The 24441-nt window shown below is 40.2% G+C and carries 18 protein-coding genes; 9 read left to right on the forward strand and 9 right to left on the reverse strand.

The window, feature by feature from the left end:
* Positions 1–68: 68 nt before the first annotated feature.
* The 3 genes from OC25_RS20485 to OC25_RS20495 all read left to right on the forward strand — a co-directional run bounded on the left by OC25_RS20485 (position 69) and on the right by OC25_RS20495 (position 4517).
* A complete protein-coding gene (locus tag OC25_RS20485) occupies positions 69–1319 on the forward strand; it encodes a DUF2130 domain-containing protein (RefSeq protein ID WP_039479925.1) in 1251 nt (416 codons plus the stop codon).
* A 169-nt stretch (positions 1320–1488) separates the two neighbouring features.
* Complete coding sequence (locus OC25_RS20490) at positions 1489–3633, forward strand: glycoside hydrolase family 97 protein (protein WP_209435616.1); 2145 nt, start codon at positions 1489–1491, stop codon at positions 3631–3633.
* Between the two features lie 407 nt (positions 3634–4040).
* Positions 4041–4517 carry an acyl-CoA thioesterase gene (locus tag OC25_RS20495; RefSeq protein WP_039479926.1) on the forward strand — a complete coding sequence of 159 codons (477 nt, stop codon included), beginning with the start codon at positions 4041–4043 and terminating at the stop codon, positions 4515–4517.
* Positions 4518–5252: 735 nt separating this feature from the next.
* Here OC25_RS20495 and OC25_RS20500 read toward each other — a convergent pair.
* The 9 genes from OC25_RS20500 to OC25_RS20535 form a co-directional block, all read right to left on the reverse strand.
* Positions 5253–7001, reverse strand: a complete 1749-nt coding sequence (locus tag OC25_RS20500) for an ATP-binding protein (protein WP_039479927.1) — start codon at positions 6999–7001, stop codon at positions 5253–5255.
* 199 nt (positions 7002–7200) lie between these two features.
* Positions 7201–8325, reverse strand: coding sequence for a sensor protein KdpD (locus tag OC25_RS20505; RefSeq protein WP_039479928.1), 1125 nt, complete (start codon positions 8323–8325; stop codon positions 7201–7203).
* Between the two features lie 33 nt (positions 8326–8358).
* A complete protein-coding gene (locus OC25_RS20510; RefSeq protein ID WP_039479929.1) occupies positions 8359–8616 on the reverse strand; it encodes a hypothetical protein in 258 nt (85 codons plus the stop codon).
* Between the two features lie 55 nt (positions 8617–8671).
* Positions 8672–9742, reverse strand: coding sequence for a porin (locus OC25_RS20515; RefSeq protein WP_039479985.1), 1071 nt, complete (start codon positions 9740–9742; stop codon positions 8672–8674).
* Positions 9743–9846: 104 nt separating this feature from the next.
* Complete coding sequence (locus OC25_RS20520) at positions 9847–10407, reverse strand: K(+)-transporting ATPase subunit C (RefSeq protein WP_039479930.1); 561 nt, start codon at positions 10405–10407, stop codon at positions 9847–9849.
* 55 nt (positions 10408–10462) lie between these two features.
* The gene (gene kdpB / locus OC25_RS20525; protein WP_039479931.1) at positions 10463–12490 is read right to left on the reverse strand and encodes a potassium-transporting ATPase subunit KdpB; all 2028 of its coding nucleotides are present in this window, start codon (positions 12488–12490) and stop codon (positions 10463–10465) included.
* A gap of 126 nt (positions 12491–12616) precedes the next feature.
* Positions 12617–14335 carry a potassium-transporting ATPase subunit KdpA gene (gene kdpA, locus OC25_RS20530; RefSeq protein ID WP_039479932.1) on the reverse strand — a complete coding sequence of 573 codons (1719 nt, stop codon included), beginning with the start codon at positions 14333–14335 and terminating at the stop codon, positions 12617–12619.
* Positions 14336–14372: 37 nt separating this feature from the next.
* The gene (locus tag OC25_RS28555; protein ID WP_090766592.1) at positions 14373–14450 is read right to left on the reverse strand and encodes a potassium-transporting ATPase subunit F; all 78 of its coding nucleotides are present in this window, start codon (positions 14448–14450) and stop codon (positions 14373–14375) included.
* 1082 nt (positions 14451–15532) lie between these two features.
* Entirely contained in the window at positions 15533–16054 is a 522-nt protein-coding gene (locus OC25_RS20535) for an NADPH-dependent FMN reductase (RefSeq protein WP_039479933.1), read from the reverse strand.
* 170 nt (positions 16055–16224) lie between these two features.
* Here OC25_RS20535 and OC25_RS20540 point away from each other — a divergent pair, with 170 nt between their 5' ends.
* The 6 genes from OC25_RS20540 (at position 16225) to OC25_RS20565 (ending at position 24441) form a co-directional block, all read left to right on the forward strand.
* On the forward strand, positions 16225–17028 hold the full coding sequence (locus OC25_RS20540; protein ID WP_039479934.1) for a ParA family protein: 804 nt from the start codon (positions 16225–16227) through the stop codon (positions 17026–17028).
* A 7-nt stretch (positions 17029–17035) separates the two neighbouring features.
* Positions 17036–17944, forward strand: coding sequence for a ParB/RepB/Spo0J family partition protein (locus OC25_RS20545; RefSeq protein WP_039479935.1), 909 nt, complete (start codon positions 17036–17038; stop codon positions 17942–17944).
* On the forward strand, positions 17944–18690 hold the full coding sequence (locus tag OC25_RS20550; protein WP_052266352.1) for a DUF5683 domain-containing protein: 747 nt from the start codon (positions 17944–17946) through the stop codon (positions 18688–18690). The genes OC25_RS20545 and OC25_RS20550 overlap by 1 nt, the downstream gene beginning before the upstream one ends.
* 82 nt (positions 18691–18772) lie before the next feature.
* Complete coding sequence (gene dapB, locus OC25_RS20555; protein ID WP_039479936.1) at positions 18773–19507, forward strand: 4-hydroxy-tetrahydrodipicolinate reductase; 735 nt, start codon at positions 18773–18775, stop codon at positions 19505–19507.
* A gap of 148 nt (positions 19508–19655) precedes the next feature.
* Positions 19656–20849, forward strand: a complete 1194-nt coding sequence (gene lepB / locus OC25_RS20560) for a signal peptidase I (protein WP_039479937.1) — start codon at positions 19656–19658, stop codon at positions 20847–20849.
* A gap of 289 nt (positions 20850–21138) precedes the next feature.
* Entirely contained in the window at positions 21139–24441 is a 3303-nt protein-coding gene (locus OC25_RS20565) for a SusC/RagA family TonB-linked outer membrane protein (RefSeq protein WP_082018671.1), read from the forward strand.

Raw genomic sequence — 24441 nt, forward strand, 5'->3', positions numbered from 1 at the left:
GTTATACATTGATGAAAAGCTTTAATATCTTTGTAGTTCCCCTGATTTTTTAAGGAGTAAAAATATTTATGCCTACCGAAATAAAATGCCCTAACTGTGCCCATGTTTTTCCGATGGAAGAAGCGATGGCCGAAGATTATAAGAAAGAGTTGCGTGAGAAAATGGTCACTTTTACCAAGCAAAAGGACGAAGAATACCAGCGTAAGCTTGCTGCTATAGAAAACGAAAAACAACAGCAGCAAAAGGCGTTTGATGTTAAACTTGCTGAAGAAAAGGTTAAACTAAAAGATGATTTGGAGGGCAACCTGCGTAAAAGTATCGCGGCCGATTTTGAAACCAAGCTGCAAATGCTCGAAGGCAATGCAAAAGATAATGAAGAGAAATTAAAGCTTGCCCGCGAAAAGGAACTTGAATTTTTAAGACGCGAGCAGAGCCTGAAGCTGAAAGAGGAAGAAATGGAACTGGCCTTTCAGCGTAAAATGCAGGAACAACGCAACGAGTTGGTAGAGCAGATTAGAAAGCAGGAGGCTGAAAAAAACAGTATTAAAGAAACTGAACATCAGCTGCGTTTAAAGGAGCTTGAAAAGCAGCTTGACGACCAGAAAAAGCTTGCCGAAGAAATGAAGCGCAAAGCAGAGCAGGGCAGTATGCAGTTGCAGGGCGAGGTGCAGGAGCTGATTTTGGAGGAACTGTTGCGCAGCAATTTCCCTTTCGATTTGATTGATGAGGTTGGCAAAGGCGTACGAGGAGCAGATTGTGTACAGGTAGTACGCAACCAGTTTGGACAGGAGTGTGGCAAAATTATATATGAAAGTAAGCGTACCAAAGATTTTGGCGGCGACTGGATTGAAAAACTGAAAAAAGACATGCGCAGCATGGGCGTAGATGTAGCAGTGATTGTGAGTCAGTGTTACCCTAAAGGAATGAGCAGCTTTGGTCAGCGAGATGGCGTTTGGATTTGCTCTTTCGAAGAAGTAAATGCCGTAGCTTATGTTTTGCGCGATGGGATTCTGCGTTTAGCAAGTGCGATGAAATCGCAGGAAAACCGTGGCGATAAAATGCACATGTTGTACGACTATTTAACGGGAGTAGAATTTTCGGAGCAGTGGAAGGCCATTCGCGAAGGATTTATGAGCATGAAACTATCGATACAGCGCGAACGCGATGCGATGGAGCGTTTGTGGAAAGCCCGTGAAAAACAACTTGAAAAAGTGCTTTTAAATGCCACACACATTCGTGGTTCTATTGAAGGTATTGCCGGTAGCGACAGCATTCAGTTGAGTTTAACGGATGAGGATGATGCGTTACTTTTAGAATAAGTTGTCGCAAATATTTGACTTACAGGTTGTTATGGTATGGTTCGTGGCTACACGAGCCATGGCTGTTTTGAGTATTGCGAGATATGAATTATATTTAATTAAATACTTTTCGACGTTGCACAAACCAAAACTAATGTGATATATATAGTAATAATAAATAAATGATAAGATGAATAAGAAACCAAACCAATTCTTTAACGGCATTAAAATCCTTACTTTAATATGCGCTATGCTATTTTTTGGGGATGTTTTCGGGAACGTTCCCGGAATGGAATTGAAATCGCCGGATGGCAATCTGGTAGCCAGCTTTGCTTTGGCTGATGGGGGAGTACCTACCTATAGCTTAAAGTATAAAGGAAAAGACGTGATTAAAACCAGCAAGCTTGGTTTAGAACTTAAAGAGGGTAAATCTTTATTAAACGGCTTTGAAGTAACTGATACCAAAACCAGTACGTTTAACGAAACCTGGAAACCGGTTTGGGGCGAGGTAAAAGAAATTGTAAACCATTACAACGAACTGGCCGTTACCTTAACCCAAAAGGAAAGCAACCGCTTTATTGTGGTGCGTTTGCGTTTATTTAATGATGGCCTGGGCTTCAGGTATGAATTCCCGGAGCAGAAAAACCTCGATTACTTTGTGATTAAAGAAGAGCGAACGCAGTTTGCTTTGGCCGGCGATCATAAAGCTTTTTGGTTACCTGGCGATTACGATACGCAGGAATACAGCACAGTAACGTCGAATTTATCGGAAGTGCGTGGCAAAATGAAAGCTGCGGTAACACCTAATGCATCGCAAACTACTTTTTCACCTACAGGCTTGCAAACGCCTTTAATGATGAAGAGCAAAGATGGATTGTACATTAATATTCATGAGGCTGCTTTAATCAACTATTCGTTAATGTCGTTAAATCTCGATGATAAAAATATGGTTTTAGAATCGTGGTTAACACCCGATGCGGTTGGCGATAAAGGTTATATGCAGGCACCTTGCGTATCGCCATGGCGTACCATTATTGTGAGCGATAAGGCTGGCGACATTTTAACTTCTAAACTGACTTACAACTTAAACGAACCCACTAAATTTAAAGATGTATCGTGGATTAAACCAACCAAATACGTTGGCGTATGGTGGGAAATGATTACCGGAAAAAGTACCTGGGCATACAACGATTTAACCAGTGTACAATTGGGGGTAACCGATTATTCTAAAACAAAACCCAACGGAAAACATGCGGCCAATACTGCCCATGTAAAAGAATACATTGATTTTGCAGCTAAAAATGGTTTGGATGCCGTTTTGGTCGAAGGCTGGAATGAAGGTTGGGAAGACTGGTTTGGTAAAACAAAAGACTATGTTTTCGATTTCGTAACGCCATACCCTGATTTTGATGTACAGGAATTGCACCGCTATGCAGCAAGCAAGGGCATCAAAATGATTATGCACCACGAAACTTCCTCTTCGGTACGTAATTACGAACGCCATTTAGATACGGCCTACAAATTTATGAAAGCTAATGGGTACGATGCCGTAAAAAGCGGTTATGTGGGTAATATGATCCCAAGGGGAGAGCACCACTACGGTCAGTGGCTTAACAATCACTACCTGTATGCTATACAAAAGGCCGCAGAATATAAAATTATGGTGAATGCCCACGAGGCAGTCAGGCCAACCGGTTTGGCACGCACTTATCCGAATTTAATCGGTAACGAATCGGCACGTGGTACAGAGTACGAAGCTTTTGGTGGCAACAATGCAGACCATACTACTATTTTACCTTTTACCCGCTTAATTGGCGGACCAATGGATTATACACCGGGTATTTTCGAAACGAAGGTAAGTGCCTATAATCCTGCAAATACTTCCTTTGTTCACAGTACTTTGGCACGTCAGCTGGCTTTGTATGTTACCATGTATAGTCCGCTGCAAATGGCTGCCGATTTGCCCGAAACTTATAACAAGTATATGGATGCTTTCCAGTTTATTAAAGATGTGGCCGTTGATTGGGATGATACCAAGGTGTTGGAAGCAGAACCTGGCGATTACATTACTTTTGCGCGCAAAGCAAAAGGTAAAAACAACTGGTTTGTTGGCCGTACCAACGATGAGGTGGCGCGTACTTCGAAAATAGATTTCAGCTTTTTAGATCCAGGTAAAAAATATACGGCAACTATTTATGCTGATGCTAAGGATGCACATTATGAAACCAATCCGAAAGCATATACCATCCGCAAAATAGAGGTAACCAGCAAAAGCAAACTTAGCCAGTATTGTGCACCGGGTGGCGGTTATGCAATTAGCATTATGGCTAAGTAATTTCTCGGTGGTGTCAGCTGTTACCAGCTGACACTGAAAGTTATTTTTTTTTGCCACAGATGACACTGATGAACACAGATAAGATTTTATATATGTTGTGGCGTCAGTTGTTGCCAACTGACACTGAAAAGTTATTTTTTGTTACAGATAAACACAGATGAGATTTACTTGTCTGTGTTTTTTTATTTCTAGTCTGTTTTTTTTGGATGTTAAATGCTTTTATTCGCTGGGTGATTCAGGTGTTTTGCTTAATTTTTTATTGAATTATGGTGTTTTTGTATGTTGGATTGATTTGTTGTTAAGTTTTTGTTAAATAAACATGATAAAAATCATAATTCCCTGTGCTTATAAGTGATTTTGTAATATATTAGCGACATAACAACCAAACCTTCTAATTATTATTAAAAATGGCACGTCCCAAAAATCACATCGAACTTCAGTTTTTAAGCGAACCTTCAGACGTAAATTACGGAGGCAAGGTACATGGGGGGATGATGATGAAGTGGATTGATCAGGCAGCTTTTGCCTGTGCCTTACAGTGGAGCCAATCCTATTGTGTAACGGTATATGTTGGGGGTATCCGTTTCTTCCACCCAGTACACATTGGCCATTTGGTTAAAATGGATGCACGCATTATTTATACAGGTAAAACGAGCATGCACATCGCTGTTGATGCTTATTCGAAACCGGTAGGGAAAATTGATTTTGTGAAGAATACCCACTGTATTATTGTTTTTGTGGCAGTAGATGATAATGGAAATCCGCAACGTATACCGGAGTTTAAACCTAAAACCGAAAAGGAAATTGCCATGCACGGCTACGCCATTAAGCTGATGGAGCTACGCAAAAGCATTGATAAGGAAATGGAACCCTATATTGTTTAGCGGATGGCGTTAAGCGTTTGGCAAATTTAACCACCGAGGAAACAGAGGCAAGGCACAGAGCGCACGAAGTTTTAAATGCTGTGAGCCTCTTTGTGTGCTTAGTGTGGTAAAAAAATGTTTTTTGTAATATATAAAATGCGATAAAATCGCTTTGCTATTTAAGCACTCGTTAAAAACGAGCGCAAGCTGCAATCTTTAACCACAGAGGAAACAGAGGCAAAGCACAGAGTGCACGAAGTTTTTAAGTGCAGTGAGTCTCTTAATAGGTCTTTGTGGCGAAAAAATATTACTCCTTTTCTCTGTGCAAACTTAGCGTCCTGTGTAGTAAATTTAACCACAGAGCAAACAGAGGCAAAGCACAGAGTGCACGAAGTTTTTAAGTGCAGTGAGTCTCTTAATAGGTCTTTGTGGCGAAAAAATATTACTCCTTTTCTCTGTGCAAACTTAGCGTCCTGTGTAGTAAATTTAACCACAGAGCAAACAGAGGTAAGGCACAGAGGTCACGAAGTTATATTGTTGTGAGTATCATTGTGTACTTAGAGTCTTTGTGGTAAAAAATAGTGTTTCTTGAGCTATATAAAGTGCGATAGAATCGCATTGCTATTTATGCACTCGTTAAAAACGAGCGCAAGCGACGAAATGTTGTGGGCCTCTTTTGTGTTTTCTTTGTGGTGGAAAAATATTACTCTTTTTCTCTGTGCAAACTTTGTGCACTCTGTGGTAAAATGAAAAAGACTATGCCACCGGCAGCGTAAAACAGAACTTACTACCCTCGCCAAGGGCACTTACCACCCATATTTTTCCCTGTTCGGCTTCGATGAAATCTTTAGAAATGGCCAGGCCTAAACCAGAGCCCGATTTGTTCTGCCCATCAGTTGGCACCTGAAAATAGCGATCAAACAAACGTTTCTGGTATTTCTCTTCTATGCCTTTTCCAAAATCCTGAACCGAAAACTGGATAAACTGATCTTTTTGAAAAACATCGATAATTACCTTCGATTTCTCTGCGCTGTAGCGGAGGGCATTAGACAAGAAATTAACCATTACCCAGGCTGTTTTTTGAATATCGGCATACACATTTGGCAGGTTTAGATCGCAGTTTAAACTTAGTTGAATAGATTTTTGCTCAGCCTGAAATTTAACGGCCTCAATAGCATACTGCACAATAGCCTCCGGACTGGTAATGGCAAAATTCAGTTTCAGGTTACCAGTTTCTACCTGCGAAAGGTCGAGCAACTCGCTGGTAATTTTCAGAAGCCGGTCGCTATCTTCTTTAATGTGGGTGAGCAACTCCTGTTGTTCTTCATTCATATTGCCTACCCGAGAATCATTAAGTAGTTTTAAGCTCATTTTAATAGAAGATAGTGGTGTTTTTAACTCATGCGAAACAGTTGCAATGAAGTTCGTTTTCGCCTCATCGAGCTCCTTAAATTGAGTAATGTTTTTCAGGATATATACGCTGCCAGCTGATTTGGTGGCTGAAATTAGCGTATCATCACCTTGTTCTTCATAATTGGGGATGATAATTTCGCGGTTTTCGAGCTGGAAATAAGATTCTTTGTCATCGGCATAAATTTTTAAAGTATGCTCGTTGGTATCTGGTTTAATAATCCTTTTCAAGAGTTCGTTTTTCTGAACCAGTTCAGTTACATTCTGCCCAATAATTTTATCACCATCCAAACCCATCAGTTTTGCAGCAAGGTGATTTAAAAAGAGTATTTCTCCTTTTTCATTGAGGCCAATAATGGCATCCTGCATTTGCGCAATAATGGCTTCAATCCTAAGCTTTTCTGATTTAATGGTAGATAGGTTACTGTTTTCCCATTCATTCAATTTCACCACCATACCGTTAAACGAATCGGCCAGTTCGGTAAATTCGTCATCATTTTCGAAATGCAGGCGTTGTTTATAATTTTTGCGGCTAATCTGTTTAATAGCAGCACCAAACTCAGCTAATGGATTAGCCACAAAACCCGGAAAGTTGACGATAAAAGTAAACAGGATGATGAAGCTCAGCGTAGCCGCAATCATGATATAGAGGTTAGCCCTCGAAGAAGTTTCGTTGGCACGCTCATTTTTATCGTAAATGGCTGCCAGGTTTACCTGTTCAATCTCGTGTAAAGCAGTTCGTATGTTTTTTAAACTATTTCCGTTAGTCGCTGTAGCAGATGGATCATTTAACACTTTATAGGCACTTTGGAGCTTTAAGAAAGCTGTTCTTTCACCTTGTTCGGTAATATTCTGGCTTTCGTTATTTAAGTTTTCTACAAATGTCAGGCGCTGTGCTTCGCTTAAGGGAAAGTTATTTTGGTCTATAACCTTGCGCATGGAGGCTACATATTGCAAAGATTTGTAGTTGTCTTTCAAAATCATTTTCGATTTATCCGAAAGCTCATTCAGGAAGAATAAGGCTATTAAGCCAAAGGATAAGACAATGATGAAGAGAAAGCCGAATCCGAGACGAAGCTTGGTTTTTATTTTCATGACATTTTTTATTAACCGCAAAGGACGGAAAGTTTTTCGCAAAGGGCTCAAAGGTTTTATCATACATCATGAGCTATTACGTCTTCTCCTCAGCCTTTACCTATTATTCATTTATTATTATCCGCAACGGGCAGTGGTTAGGTGAATTGAACCAAAACTTGGCGTGCTTTGCGCCATGCTCAGCGCCCTTTGCGGTTTATTAAGACAGTATCACCAGATCTATTTCCTGGCTGGCTAAATTACGCAACAATTGATTAAAAATTGCCGTTCGAAGAATGACCTGAAAAATATTTAAATGGGGTTTTCCGATGCATATAGTGGTAATTTCCTTTTCGGTAGCTGTATTAATTATGGTTTGGGTAATCTGGTTGCTTTTGATCTTAATCACTTCGGCACCTAGTTCTGTAGCCAGCTTAAAATGGTTAATCAGGTGTCGCTGTTTGTCTAGTTTAATGCGGTCTAAACTTTCTGCATCACTCTGCACGTACAAGACAATCCAGGGTGAGCGATAGTATGATGCCAGACGAGCAGTTTTTCTAATCACCACACCGGCGGTTTCGGCATTGGATGAAATACAGGCCATAAAATGTTCGGGACGAAGCTTAATCGATTTGGGAATTTCGGTCTGTATTTTTCTTTCCACCTGATGTACCACTTCTTTGAGGGCCAGTTCGCGGAGTTGTAAAATTTTATCGGCCTGAAAAAAATTACCCAACGCACTTTCGATCTTGGTTTTATCATAAATCTTACCTTCTTTTAAACGGGTAACCAGTTCATCGGCTGTTAAATCGATGTTTACAATTTCATCGGCAATCTGCAATATTTTATCGGGGATGCGTTCAGTAATCTGGATACCGGTTATTTGCTCAACTTCTTCATTTATGCTTTCCAGGTGCTGAATGTTAACTGCCGAAATAACACTGATTCCGGCTTCGAGCAAATCGAAAACATCCTGCCAGCGTTTGGTATTTTTGCTGCCTTCTGCATTGGTGTGCGCCAGCTCATCAACCACCACAATTTCGGGGTGACGGTTTAAAATACCCTGCAAGTCCATTTCATCTATTTCCTTACCCCGGTAAAAGATATTTTTGCGTGCAATTAAAGGTAAGCCGGCCACAAGTGCTTCGGTTTCGACCCTCTTATGGGTTTCAACATAGCCAATGCAAACATCTATACCACCACGTAAAAGGGCATGGGCTTCCTGTAGCATCCGGTAGGTTTTGCCTACGCCGGCGCTCATCCCAATGTAGATTTTGAGTTTTCCTCTTCTCGATTTTTTAATCAGCTCGAGGAAATGTTTAACCGAATCTTCTTTTTCTAACATGGTTGTTGATGTAATTGTAATTTACTTAATCTATTACCATTGTATCGCTATAATGTGCTCATTTACGAGTACGCACACACACAAGGTGAAAAGAAATACTCCTGAGAGGATCATGACGAGTTTATACAGTTTAGCCCTTTGCATGGCCAGTAGCATTTCTTTTCTGTTGTTGCTTAAACGGGTGTAAAGCCGCTTCAGTTTTTCGGCTTTTTTGCGGTGCTTTAGAACTATAAAAGAGATACCACTGGCTAAGAGTAGTATGCTGAATAATATTTCGATATATAGTTTCATCTCATTGGAAATTGAGTATCACCCTAATGATTTGCAATAGGGTGATACGGTTTATTTAAAACGCTACAGCAATACTTGCCGTTAAAGTAGTATTGGCATTTACAGCGTTGCCTTCGCGGCTAAAAATTTTATCCTTACTATCAAAAGTTTTACCTTCTAATCTGATTACTGCATTTGAAATTGGTGCGTAATCTAAGTTGAGCGAATAACCTTTGGTTTTAAAACCATTTGGTGTACCGGTAGCAATAAACACCCCGTTTTTATCTTCATAATATTCAAACCGGCCGGCAACAGCCCATTTATCGGCAAATTTGTATTGTGCAATAACCACAGGCGAAAGTACTTCGTTTTTATGGCTGCTACCTTTTGCCTTTTGTTGTGTGCCGTAATCAAAGCCCAGGGTTAAGCCAAATTTATCGGTCACCTGAAAAACACCATAAACATTGTGGTAGAAGCGGTTTACACGAACCGAATCTGCACCTTCCGTACCTAAATAATTGCTGTAGTTTACCGTAATTTTATCAGTAGGTTTCCACGTGAGTTGCACACCGCCGGCAGGTTTATTATTGCCATCAGTACGGGTAATTCTTTGCCATCCGTTGAGGTAGAGTAGGGTCGCGGTAAGTTTTCCATCCTGGGTACCGTAGGTAAGTTTAGCGCCCGATTCGTAATAAGGGGTGTTTTCTGAAGCGATATTCCGGGTAAGTACCCAGCAATCTTTAGAAACAGCACTTTCGAAACCAATGTGTGATGCGAATACTCCGGCATCAATCCACAGGTTTTCGGTTTTGGAAAGTTTAACACCTGCGTTGGCTTCGAAGATATTTTTTAACACGCCGGGTTCGGCCGATAGGTTGGCATTGGCATAAGTACCTGCCATTACAGCCAGGTTGGCACGGATATTCCCGCTATCATAAGCTGCTTTAATGAAACCTAAATTTAAGTTTACCTCGTTGGCCCTGTTGTGCGAATATATAAATGCCGGACGGTTATGATCGGCTGGTTTGTTAAAGTCGTAACCGTAGTAAGTTTCTAAATAACCGGAGAATTTAACTTTTGGTTCGTTTTGTGCAAATGCACTTACTGTTGCTGTTAATGTGGTAATAAGGGTGATTAATTTTTTCATGGAGTGATTACACTGATTTTTATTGTGATTTAAAGTAATTACCAGCCCGATGGTCATTCCCGAACAGGCGGTAATCTTAATGCATGGTCTTTATGATTGATCAATTAAAGATTATCTAAAGCCAGGTTTAACTTTAATACATTTACCGATGAGGGGCCAAACAAACCCATCAGTGGTTTTAAAGTATTCATGGCTACCAGTTCTTTTACTTTTTTCTCGTCTATTTTTCTGGCTTTGGCTACCCTGGCAATTTGTATAGCAGCGCCTTGCTCAGAAATATTGGGGTCTAAACCACTGCCTGATGCCGTAACCATATCTGCCGGGATATCTGATTTCTTAAGTCCGGGATTATATTTTAAAAGGGCATCTATTCTCGATTGAACTTCTTTTAAGTAATCGGGATTGGAAGGGCCTTTGTTCGAACCTGCAGAACCCGCTGCATTGTAAGCCACTGCCGATGGCCGTCCCCAAAAATATTCGGGTTTGGTAAACGACTGACCGAGCATGGCGTAGCCAACTGTTTTTCCGTTTTTAACAATTTTTTCGCCTCCTCCCTTGCCTTTAGCGAATTTACCGGCCAGCGCAATGCTGATGGGGTATAAGATGCATAACAATACGATTAATACTAAGGTTAAGCGTATAGATGGTATGATGTACTTTTTCATTTTTTTATTGATTACACTGATTTTTACTGTGATTTATATGATGACACTGATCTTTTTAAATAAATACACCCACTAAAAGATCAATTAACTTAATGCCGATAAAGGGGGCTACAACGCCACCAATGCCATAAATAAAGAGGTTTCTGCGTAGCAACGCGGTAGCGCCAATGGGTTTGTAGGCCACACCTTTTAACGCCAATGGAATTAAAATCGGGATGATAATGGCATTAAAAATTACCGCCGACATAATTGCGCTTTCGGGGGTATGAAGTCCCATGATGTTGAGGCTTTGCAAGGCTGGTATTGAAGCAATAAACAAAGCTGGCACTATTGCGAAATACTTGGCCACATCGTTAGCAATAGAGAAGGTGGTGAGTGTACCACGTGTAATCAGCAATTGTTTACCAATTTCAACAATCTCGATCAGCTTAGTAGGATCGTTATCCAGATCGACCATGTTGCCCGCTTCTTTTGCAGCCTGGGTACCACTGTTCATGGCTACACCAACATCGGCTTGCGCCAGGGCCGGAGCATCATTTGTTCCATCGCCCATCATGGCTACCAGTTTACCTAAAGCCTGTTCGTCTTTAATGTAGTTCATTTTATCTTCGGGTTTGGCCTCGGCAATAAAATCATCTACACCTGCTTTTTCAGCAATGTATTTGGCTGTAAGCGGATTATCGCCGGTAACCATTACCGTTTTAACGCCCATTTTACGCAGCCGTTCAAAACGTTCGCTAATACCTGGTTTAATAATGTCCTGTAATTCGATTACACCCAGTGCCCTTTCGTTTTCGGCTACAACCAGCGGAGTACCGCCATTGGTGGCAATACTTTTAACGTGGTCTTCAATATCAGAAGGGAAGATGTTACCCGCTTTTTCTACCATATTTCGAATCGAATCGAAAGCCCCTTTTCTGATCCTGCGACCATCTTTGGTATCTAAACCACTGGAGCGTGTTTCGGCTGTAAATTTGATAAAGGTCGAACCTTCGGGGGTAGTTAAACTTTTAAAACCTTGCTCTGCGGCCAGTTCGATAATCGATTTACCTTCTGGGGTTTCGTCGGCTAACGAACTCAATACACAAGCATCGGTAAAATCTTTAATGATCACGCCGGCAGTAGGGTAGAAGTTGGTTGCCTTACGGTTACCAATGGTGATGGTTCCGGTTTTATCTAAAAGTAAAACATCGATATCACCTGCGGTTTCTACTGCTTTACCCGATTTGGTAATTACGTTAGCCCTCAAAGCCCTGTCCATCCCGGCAATACCAATAGCAGAAAGTAAACCGCCAATAGTAGTTGGAATTAAACATACAAATAGCGAAATTAAAGCTGCAATGGTGATAGGGGTATTGGCATAATCGGCAAATGGTTTTAAGGTAACGCAAACGATAATGAATACCAGGGTAAAGCTGGCCAAAAGAATGGTTAAAGCAATTTCGTTAGGTGTTTTCTGGCGCGAAGCACCTTCAACCAGGGCAATCATTTTGTCCAGAAAGCTTTCGCCCGGTGCAGTGCTTACTTTAACTTTAATCTCATCTGATAATACCTTTGTACCTCCGGTTACGGATGATTTATCGCCACCCGACTCGCGAATTACAGGAGCTGACTCGCCGGTAATGGCCGATTCATCAATAGTAGCAATACCTTCGATAATTTCGCCATCGGTTGGGATGATATCGCCGTTTTCACAGATAAAAATATCGCCTTTCTGCAACTGGCTTGATGAGCGGATTTCGGTTGTTCCGTTGCTTAGTAATACTTTTGCAGGTGTTTCTTCTCTGGTTTTGCGCAAGCTATCGGCCTGGGCTTTACCTCTGGCTTCGGCAATGGCCTCGGCAAAATTGGCAAAGAGAACGGTGAGCAATAACACCAAAAAGATGAAGAAGTTGTACAATGCTGAGCCTTGTTCGCTATGGCTAAAAGAATATACCGTTACGTAAGCCATTACCAGGGTGCCGATTTCGACCGTAAACATAACAGGATTGCGCACCATTACCCGTGGATCGAGTTTGATGAAAGATTGTTTTAATGCAGTTTGCACTAAAGCAGGTTCGAACAATTTATTATTGGGTTTCATTTTTTTATTTTTTTATGTGATGACACCGATTGGAGTGATTTCACAGATTTGTTTATGTATGTAAGGCGTTTGATGGAAGAAAGATGAGGGTCTATGTTCCATCTTCCATCTCACATTTTCCATAATTTATTTAAGCATGGTAAAATATTCTGCCAGCGGACCTAAAGCCAGGGCCGGGAAATAGGAAAGTGCGTTTAACACCAGGATTACGGCAAAAGTCATGAGGGCAAATGTTTTGGTGTCGGTTTTTAAAGTACCTGCCGATTCGGGGATGAACTTTTTACCTGCAAGTAAACCAGCAATGGCTACCGGACCAATGATTGGTAAGAAACGGCCAAGGAAGATGATTACGCCAGTTAAAACGTTCCAGAAAATATTATTATCACCCAGACCTTCAAAGCCCGAACCATTGTTGGCATTAGATGAGGTTACTTCGTACAGCATTTCAGAAAAGCCATGGAATCCGGGGTTGTTTAACCAGGCTTTAGGTTGCACTGCCCAGGCAGCATTACCGTGGTTGGTAAATACATAACTGGCAATTGCGGTTCCGGCGAGGATTAAAAACGGACTTAATAAGGTAATTAGTGCAGCAATCTTAATTTCGCGGGCTTCTACCTTATGGCCTAGGAATTCGGGAGTACGGCCAACCATCAGTCCTGAAATGAATACCGCAATAATTAAATAAACGAAATAGTTTAACAAACCTACGCCACAACCGCCGTAAATGGCATTAATCATCATGGCCAGTAACTGCCATAAACCTGTAAGCGGCATTGTGCTGTCGTGCATTCCATTAACCGATCCGGTAGAAATCACCGTGGTTAAAGTACTCCAGTAAGCTGTAGCAGCCGGACCAAGCCTTACTTCTTTGCCTTCCATAGCGCCTGTAGCTTGCGAAATGCCCATTTTGGCAATAGCCGGATTTCCACCCAATTCTGACGATAGGGTCGGGATCATCAGCATAAATAAGCCAATAGTCATCACACCGAATATCGTCCAGGCCAGTTTTCTCCTGCGAATGAAATAACCAAAGGCGATAATCATGGCGATTGGAATAATGGTTTGGGCAATCACCTCAACCATATTGGTTAAGTAGCTTGGGTTTTCGAATGGGTGGGCAGAATTTGCACCAAAATACCCACCACCATTCGTACCCAGGTGTTTTATAGCTATCATTTGTGCGGCAGGCCCGCGCGAAACGTTTACGGTATCGCCCTGTACCGAAATAAACTGATCCTTGCCTTCGTAACTTGCGGGAGTTCCGTTAAAGGTTAAGATCAATGCTACAATAACTGATAGCGGGAGCAATAAGCGCGTAATGGACTTTACAAAAAACTCCCAGAAGTTACCGAGCTGGGTTGCTGTTTTATCTCTGAAAGCTTTAAACAGGACTACTGCTGCGGCGATACCCGTTGCGGCACTCACAAACTGCAGAAACATGAGTACAAACTGCTGGGTGAGATAACTTACGCCACTTTCGCCCGAATAATGTTGCAGGTTACAGTTGGCCACAAAGCTGATAATGGTGTTAAAGGCTAAATCGGGTGTCATTCCGGGGTTTCCATCCGGATTAAAAGGCAGTTTATCCTGAAATATCAATACAAAAAAGCCATATACCAGCCAAAGGACGTTGATGGTGAGCAGGGCTTTTAACTGTTGTTTCCAGTTCATCTGTTCTTTAACGTTGATGCCTGAAAGTTTATAAATTCCGTTTTCGAGCGGTTTTAAAAAGTCTGTCCAAACTTTTTCTCCTGCAAAAACCTTAGCCAGGTATTTACCTAAAGGGATGGCAATAATTAAGGTAAGCAGGAAGGTGGCGATGATGCCAATTAATTCAGTGTTCATTTTTTTTGTTTTTTAATTTCCCTTTAAGGGTAAGGGGTTAAAATTTTTCGGGTTTAATCAACACGTAAATCATATAGATAAATACGGCGATAGAGATGATAAATAGTGCTAACATGTTTTTCAGATTTTTTCGAACCAATCGATAGAGCGGTAAGTTGCCCAGCAAAGCAGGATCAGGATTAGAAATAGGATAATTGTCATAACTTAAATGATTAATGATATCGCTATTGCCAAAGCCTGTGCCGTAGAAGATTTTTTTTTGTAAAGCACTTGTTTATAGGTGTTTATGTTTTTTTTGCCTGTTTGAAAAAATTTTAACACAAAAAAACCCTTCCGTTTTGGAAGGGTTTTTTTCAAAATGGAAAGTTGATCGCACATTTTTTTACCGCAAAGGGCACAAAGAAAGGCGCAGAGCCCGCAGAGTTGGGTGCTTATTTTTGATGTGGCATTTTGTTCGCTTTACTGTTTAACCACAGAATGCACGGAGGAAAACACAAAGTACACAGAGTTGGATGATTATTTGTTTTATAAATGTCGCGATAAAATCGCTATGTTATTTATGCACTCGTTAGAAACGAGCGCACGCGACGTGCTCAGTTGCGCTCTGTATAAAACTCTGTTTGCTCGGTGGTAAAAATAGGCTTTGCAGTTAATTGAAGTACGAATGGTAACTGATAGTCCTTCGACAGGCTCAGGATGACAAGGCATTGTTTATGATTGTCTTAAGTATTTAAAATGCGATGAAATCGCTATGTTATTTATACAAAATGATGTACTCGGTTACACTCTGTGTAAAGCTCAGTGCCCTCGGTGGTAAAATAGACTTTGCAGTTAATTGAAGTACGAATGGTAACTGATAGTCCTTCGACAGGCTCATGATGACAAGACATTGTTTATGATTGTCTTAAGTATTTAAAATGCGATGAAATCGCTATGTTATTTATGCACTCGTTAGAAACGAGCGCAAGCGACGTGCTAGGTTGCACGCTGTGTAAAACTCTGTTTGCTCGGTAGTAAAATAAGCTTTGCGTGCCTTTGCGTAAAAACTTAGTGCCCTTTGCGGTTAATTGGAAAGCGATAAAAATCGCTATAGAGCATAAATGATGTGCTCGGTTACATGCTGTGAAAAGCTCAGTGCTCTCGGTGGTAAAAATAGGCTTTGCGTGCCTTTGCGTAAAAACTTAGCGCTCTTTGCGGTTAAAAGTTGATAAACTTATCAATCTGCTCGTTCGTAAACTTAACCGTATCTTCTTTGATTAAATTTCCCTCTGCATCCAGTTCGGTTTTAATGTTGGGAATATGCAGGCGTAGCGGTAAAATATTTAAATGGATGTAATGGCAAACGCCGGTAAAGTGATCAACCCCGCGGATATTGCCGTATTTCCCTGATGAAATGCCCACTAAAGCTGCTTTTTTATCGTAAAAACTATCCGGGAAATTACAGGCGTCAATCAGTACCTTAAGCACGCCAGGATAGCTGCCATTGTATTCGGGCATTACGAAAATGAATTTTTGGGTCTCATTAATCATATCCTGAATCTTCTGGAAAGCCTCTGATCTTTTGCCGTACATATCGGTATTAAGCACATCGATAGGCAGGTGTTCCAAACTGAAAACACTAGCTTCAACACCTTTTTCTTTTAGTTGCTTTTGGTAATATTTGGCAACTTTTAACGTATTGCTATTATACCTGTTGGTAGCGGCTATTATTGTAATCATGGATAATTGTTAATAAGATGTTCAAAACCCGAATGCGCTTGTTGCTAAAATTGCCATATAGTTTGTATCTTAGCTGATTGTGAAAAAGGCCGTAAACAACGCAAAAATAGAACTTTTTGCCAATTAATAACACAGCCCCAGTAAACGTTAAGTAAATTTCTGATACATAGATGAGCAAAATTATTGCATTAGCAAATCAAAAAGGTGGTGTTGGTAAAACAACTTCATCGATAAACCTGGCTGCGAGTTTAGCCGTACTAGAATATAAAACTTTGTTAGTTGATGCCGATCCACAGGCAAACTCAACATCCGGTATCGGTTTCGATCCGCGGAATATAAAAGATAGTATTTATGAGTGTATTATTAACGATATCGACCCTTTGCAGGCGATACAAAAAACAGATACACCCAATTTAGATTTATTGCCAGCACACATCGATTTAGTGGGTGCGGAGATTGAAATGATTAACCTGAACAACCGTGAGTATAAAATGAAAGCGGTTTTGGAGAAAATTAAAGATCAGTACGATTTTATCATTATCGATTGTTCTCCTTCATTGGGTTTAATTACCATTAATGCATTAACTGCTGCCGATTCGGTAATTATTCCGGTTCAATGTGAATATTTCGCCCTAGAAGGTTTGGGTAAATTGTTAAATACCATTAAAATTGTACAGAACCGTTTAAATACCAATCTGGAAATTGAAGGTATTTTATTAACCATGTACGATGTACGTTTACGTTTATCGAACCAGGTAGTAGAAGAAGTTAAAACACACTTTAATGAACTGGTTTTCGAAACCATTATTCAGCGTAACACCCGTTTAAGTGAGGCACCAAGTTATGGTGTTTCGGTAATTATGCACGATGCAAACTGTAAAGGTGCCATTAACTACCTTAACCTTGCCCGAGAAATTGTTAAAAAGAACGGTTTGTTAAGAGAAGAAGAAAATATTGGAACAGCAACTTTATAAATTATAGATGACATCTTTTCAGCGAAAAACAGGTTTAGGAAGAGGGCTAAGTGCGCTTTTAGATGATAGCGAAGCTGCTCATCCACCCAAACAGCAGGTAAATGCTGTGAGCGAAACCGAGCAGGTAAGCAATATCAGTCATGTAAATTTAACCGAAGTTGAAACCAATCCCTATCAGCCACGTACCGAATTTGATCAGGTTGCTTTAAATGAGCTTGCCGATTCGATCAAAGTTCAGGGCTTGATTCAGCCAATTACTGTAAGGAAACTGAGTGCAAACAAATATCAGTTAATTTCGGGCGAGCGCAGGTTCAGGGCTTCGAAACTGGCTGGCTTAACGCAGATTCCGGCTTATATCCGCAGTGCCAACGATCAGCAAATGCTGGAAATGGCATTGATCGAAAATATCCAGAGAGAAAATTTAAATGCTATTGAAGTGGCTTTAAGTTTCCAAAGGATGATTGATGAAGTAGGCTTAAAGCAAGAACAACTGGGCGAGCGCGTAGGTAAAAACCGTACCACCGTAACCAACTACCTGCGTTTGCTAAAACTTCCACCAGCAATTCAGGCTTCTATCCGCGATCAGCGAATTTCGATGGGCCATGCCCGTGCCTTAATTAATGTAGACGGTGTAGACAGACAATTATATATTCATCAGGAAATTCTCGAAAAAGGCCTTTCTGTACGTAAAGTAGAAGAACTGGTGCGCAACCTGCAGCAGGTGCCTTTAAAAGCAACCGATAAGCCAAAAGTAAAGGCGGTTTCTTTCCAATACCAAAAACTGCAAGACGATCTGGCCTCTAAATTTGCCACACGGGTAAAATTAAAAGTTGCCCAAAATGGTAAAGGAGCAATCGAAATTCCATTTATGAGCGACGACGATCTGAACCGGATTTTAGAATTATTAGACTGGTAATGCAAAAAACGAAGCTTTTAATACTGGTTTCTTTATTTACATTTTTGATTGTAAACCTGGCTAGTGCACAGGTTAAGGATACTACTGTATTAAAACCAGCCGATACCTCCAAAACGAAAGTGGTAGCACCCATTGGTAAGGGAGGGGCAAAGCAACCGGTAACCCGTCAGGATTCGATGAAAGCCAAATACGTTAATCCGGGTAAAGTTGCGGGTAGAAAAGCGGTTTTCAGATCGATGATTATTCCGGGCTGGGGGCAGGTATATAATATGCAGTTACTTAACGATGGTTATGGAACCCGGGCAGGCAAAAGCCAGTTTTGGCAAAAGATATACACAGGTGGCAAAATTGCAGCTATTTATGGTGGTATTACCGTGTTGACCATTTCATATATAGACAGTCGTAAAAACTATAAAATATTCTTAGCTGAATCGCAATACAGAGAGGCAAAAAACTCCGGACAGAGTACAGAAGGCTTAGAAGCAAATCCGAATTTGGCCAGATGGTCTGACAGCGGGGTGACGACAAACAAAGCGAATTACAAAAGAAATGCTCAAATCGTACTTTTTTCTTATGGTTTGGTTTATTTTGCCAATATTGTAGATGCTTATGTTGCTGCGCGACTACATTTCTTTAACATCGACGACAATCTGGGTACAGTTAAGCTCATGCCATCTATGATTAACACCAACAGTGTATATGGTTTTAATGCCACACCGGCACTAAAACTATCGCTTACTTTTTAACCTCAACAAACGATCATGGTATTACCAACAATCAATTATTTTAAATCATGATCCTTTAATCACCTTAAATATAAATGTACAGATGAAAATTGCGCTTTTAGGTTACGGCAAAATGGGGCAGATTATAGAAAAATTTGCACTCGAACGCGGTCACGAAATCGTTTTAAAAATAACAATCGATAATCAGGAAGATTTAACCCGCGAAAATTTAAAAGCTGCTGATGTGGCCATCGATTTTAGTACGCCTGATTCGGTTTTAAAAAATATTGATGTTTGTTTTGATGCCAATGTGCCGGTAGTTGTAGGAACAACCGGTTGGTATGGTAAATTACAGGAAGTAAAAGATGATTGCGATAAAAGTAACAATACCTTGCTTTATGGGTCTAACTTCAGTATTGGCGTAAATTTGTTCTTTAAGCTTAACCAAACATTGGCTAAACTGATGAATAATTATCCGGCTTATGAGGTGCAGGTAGAAGAGATTCACCATACCCAGAAACTGGATTCGCCAAGCGGAACAGCCATTACATTGGCAGAAGGTATTGTTGAAAATCTGGAGCGCAAGCAAGAATGGTTAAACGAAGTAGTGGGTACAGATGTAGAGTTGTTTCCAAAACCTGAGCAATTGCTGATTGAATCGCACCGCATTGAAAATATACCAGGTACGCATACTGTAATTTACAGCAGTGAAGTTGATGAAATAGAAATTAAACATACTGCCCATAATCGTGCTGGTTTTGCTTTAGGTGCGGTAGTGGCAGCAGAGTGGGTGAAGGATAAAAAAGGATTTTTTAGTATTACTGATATTTTTGAATAGCCGAAAGTTTTAAGTTAACAGTTGGAAGTTTTCAGTTAACTAATTTATACAGTTAACCGATTAACCAAACGAGAAATAAATCAGTGTAATCAAACAGAAAGATAACAGGTAGCCGGTTAAATAAAATCGCGGACCAAAACTAAGATATATGAATTATAAATTCTGGCAAAGAAAAAAAGATGCCACTAAGAAGAAGAAAACCAAAACCCGCGAGTGGGTAGATGCTATCGTTTTTGCGGTAGTTGCGGCAACCATCATCCGGGTATTCTTTATCGAAGCCTATACCATTCCATCAGGATCGATGGAGCGTTCGCTGTTAATCGGCGATTTTCTTTTCGTAAGTAAGGTAAATTATGGCGCACGTATCCCGATGACACCGGTTGCTTTTCCTTTCGCACACCACACCATGCCTTTAACCACTTCTACCAAAGCTTATTGGGATGGCGTTCAGTGGAAATATCACCGTTTACCGGGCTTGTCAAAAATTAAACGAAACGACGTGGTGGTTTTCAACTTTCCCGAAGGTGATACCGTTGCTGTAGAAAATCAGGTGGCCAGTTATTACGAACTGGTAAGGAGCATGGGCCGCGAGCAGGTACGCAGCACTTATACAATTGTTGACAGACCTGTTGATAAACGCGAAAACTTTATTAAACGCTGTATCGGTATTCCGGGCGATGTAATTTCGATGAGCAATGGCATTACAAGTGTAAATGGTAAAACAGAGCCTTTAAAAAATACAGGTATGATGCCATACCGTATCGAATTTAAAACCATGGATTTTAACTATGCGGCACTGGATGAATTTAAATTGAATCTGGGGAGTTCGCCTGCGGTGGCAGCGAATACCTACATTGTAGATGCATCATCAGAAATTGCCGATAAATTGAAGGCGCTGGATTTTGTTAAATCGGTAACCTTAAGTCCCGATCCGGCTGGTGCTGTTCCGGGAGGTATTTTTCCTAACGACCCTAACCGGGTTTGGAACCGCGACAATTTCGGTCCGGTTAAAGTGCCTGCAAAAGGATGGACGGTTCAGATCGACAGTAATACCATGCCGCTTTATTACCGAGCCATCAGAACTTACGAAGGCAATAAAGTAGAACAAAAAGATGGTAAATGGTTTATTAACGATAAGCCGGCTACCAGTTATACCTTTAAAATGGATTATTACTGGATGATGGGAGATAACCGCCATAATTCGGCCGATTCTCGCTATTGGGGTTTTGTTCCTGAAGATCACATTGTAGGTAAAGCCCTGTTTGTTTGGATGAGCTGGGATAGTACGGCATCATTCTTACACAAAATAAGGTGGAGCCGTTTGTTTATGGGGATTCACTAAACAATTTCGATAAAAACCTAATGAGGCCTGCATTTTATGCGGGCCTTTTTTATGCTAAAATCACCTTTTTAAAAAAATTAAAAAGTTTGCATTGTTTTTATTTTTTTTTCATAAGTTTGTTCTGTCAGTTGTGGGTAAAAAGTATGTAAAAATCGTCTTGCACCTTTTGCTTCTTTCTGATATTGGGTTTCAGTTTCCCAATCAACAGGGCTCAAGTCACTAATGAGCTGCTGATAAAATAATGCTGATAAATTAACTAATCAATTATCTAACCATTACCAAACAAATTATGAAAAAAATTTACTTAACTAGCTTAAGTATTTTGTTGCTATGCATGGTAACAATTTCTGCTTTTGCGCAAAAAACCGTTTCTGGTACGGTAACTGATAACACAGGACAGCCTTTGGTTGGTGTTAGTGTGTTACAGAAAGGTACCTCTAATGGAACATCTACATCGGCTGACGGAAAATACAGCCTTACAGTTCCACCAAATTCAACGCTTATTTTTAAATACTTAGGTTACCTTACGAAAGAGTTATCTGTAGGAACCAATAGCGTACTAAATGTTTCTTTACAAGATGATGCTAAAGCTCTTGGTGAAGTTGTAGTAACAGGTTTAGGTGAAGAAAGAAGTAAGCGGAGCCTGGGTTATTCTATGAATAATATTAAGGGAGATCAAATACGGGCTGCTAATACCACCAACCCTATTGCTGCTTTACAAGGATTAGTGCCAGGTATGATGGTTCAGCCAGGTGCTGGTGGTCCACAGTCTAGCCCGAAATTTCAGATAAGGGGTGCTTCTAGTTTGTATGGCTCAGAAAATACCCCTCTGATAGTGGTGGATGGAATTATGCTATCAGATGATGTAGTTGTTCCATCAAGAGCTGGTGATCAGGATTTTGGAAATGTTTTGAAGAATATTAACTCAGATGATATTGAAAGTATTTCTGTCTTAAAAGGTGGCTCCGTAACTGCACTATACGGAAGTCGTGCGGTAAACGGTGTGATCTTAATAACAACGAAAAAGGGCTATTCTCAAAAAGGTTTAGGTATTTCATTTAGTCATGACGAAACCTTTGATAATGCTTACGCTTTACCTGATATGCAACAAGAATACGGTTCAGGATTTACGCCAAGAGATTTTATCAAAGGCGCCAATGGAATGAACCAGATCAATTCTGCTTCTTATGGCTTTAGTTTTGGTCCAAAGTTAGATGGATCAACAATTTTGGATATAGATGGCCGACAAATTACAAACAGTGTTTTAAACGATCCTTTAAGTTTATACCAAACTGGTCGGTATGTTAACAGTAATATCGCTATGCAGGGTGGAAATGAAAAAACCACTTTCCGCTTTTCGTACTCAAACAACTTCAGCAAAGGTATTAGTCCATTGAATAAATTAAACAGACATACCTTTAACTTTAGAGGAACACAGCGCCTGGCAAATGCAATATTAATGGATGCAACTGTATCTTATTCTAATGCAAGAGGTTTTAATCCGCAAAGGATTTTTGGCGATAATAGTCTTATTTATGGTCTTACATGGGGGTATCCGACAAATTTTGATTTAGATTACTGGAAACAGAATTACATCGACCCTGTAAATGGAGGCAGAAGTACTAATGATCCGTTTGGAACCAATCAGTTATTTTTCAGGTTAAATGAATTTAGCCAAATTCAGAACGAAAATAACTTTAGGGGAACTATTAACGCTAAAACAAATTTTACCAAATGGCTGCAGCTTGAAACAAGTGCATCACTTAACTGGTACAATACTGTTAATGAAAGCAGGGAACTTGGTCAGGATCCTGGTTTTAAAGGTGGATATTATGGCTCAGGTGTGCGAAATGTTATTGATAGCAGATATAGAACAAGTTTAAACTTAACACATAAGGTGAATGATTTTGATTTGTTTTTACAATTAGGGTCAGAAATAGTGCGCTCACAAAGTAAAAGTGCAAGTTATGGTACATCAGGTGGTTTAAGAGTTCCTAAACAGTATAGACTTACGAATTCAATCAATACCCCAACTGTTAGTGAAGGGGCGCCAAATATTACTCAGGTTTTTGCCTCATATGCACAAGGTAGCATTGGTTATAAAAACTGGTTAACCTTAAACTTATACGGACGTAAGGAATGGAATTCTACTTTGGTTTATTCTAACGGAACCGGAAATTATAGCTATTTCTATCCTGGAGCGGATTTGGCATGGATTTTTACTGATGCCATTAAAATGCCAAGTATATTTTCTTATGGTAAATTACGTGCTTCTTACTCTATCACCGGTGGAGGTACAAGTGTTTACAGGGCAAATACAGGGTACTATTTAAAAAATGGAAACTATCAGGCACTTGGAGCAACTGCTGCAAATATCGAACAATATGGATTTGATAGCCAAACTTTAGGTAATCTTAATCTTAAGCCTTTGAGATCATATAGCAAAGAAATTGGTGTTGAACTTAAAATGCTTAAAAACAGATTAGGTTTAGATTTTACCGCATATAGAAAAAATACGAGGAATCAAATCATCAACCTTGCTGTTCCATCTGAATCTGGTGTAAGGAATGCGTTGATCAATAGTGGAGATGTTCAGGATCAGGGTATCGAATTAATGCTTTCTGGTACTCCGGTTAAAACCGATTCATTCTCTTGGGATACGTATTTTAACTATACCAGAAACAGAACAAAAATTATCTCTCTGGCACCAGGTGTTACTACAGTACAGCTAGAAGGTGGTGATGGTATTAGAACAGTAGCAAGAGTTGGAGGTGAATATTCTACATTGGTAGCTGCCTATGGTTATGCGAAATATCAGGCAAGAGATGCTCAGGGAAATCCAATTGACAATCCAAATAATGGTAAACGCGTAATTTCTCCTGCAGGTACTGGTGGCGCATTTTATACAAGGGCTTCTAACTATGCAAATGGATTAGAAACTGAAAGTACAATTGGTTCTACCTTACCAAAATTTTATGGCAGCATAAGGAATGTAATTACATACAAGTCATTATCATTAAGTGCCTTAATCGATGCTAAGTTTGGTGGATATGTGTTTTCTGATACCTATTTTTATGGTAGTCAAACCGGTAACTTGAAAAACACATTATTTGGCCGTACTGTTGATAACGGAGGTACAGCTTATACTGATGGAGGAAATCAGGAAATCGGGGTAGTGTTAGATGGTGTTTTTGCAGATGGTACAGTAATAAACGGCGTGAATGTTGGTGGTATGAGCCATCAACAGGCAATAGATAAAGGATTGAGAATACCTACTATAACATGGAGATATTACAATAACTCTAATGGATGGGGTAATGGTATCAGGGAGCGTGGAGCTTTCAAATCATCTTGGGTAGCTGTAAGAGATATTACATTATCTTACGATTTGCCTAAAGCATTTGTTTCTAAAATAAAAATGAATGGTGTTAAAGTTTATGCCAGTGCCAGAAATCTTGGGTTTCTGTACAACAATGCACCAGATAATCTAAATGTGAATGACTTTACCAGTACCGGAGCTGGAGGTGCTTTCCTTGGTGGAGGTACACCTTATGTTAGAACATTTGGCTTAGGTATTAATGGTAGTTTTTAA

It is taken from the genome of Pedobacter kyungheensis (assembly GCF_000812965.1).
GTDB classification, from domain to species: domain Bacteria; phylum Bacteroidota; class Bacteroidia; order Sphingobacteriales; family Sphingobacteriaceae; genus Pedobacter; species Pedobacter kyungheensis.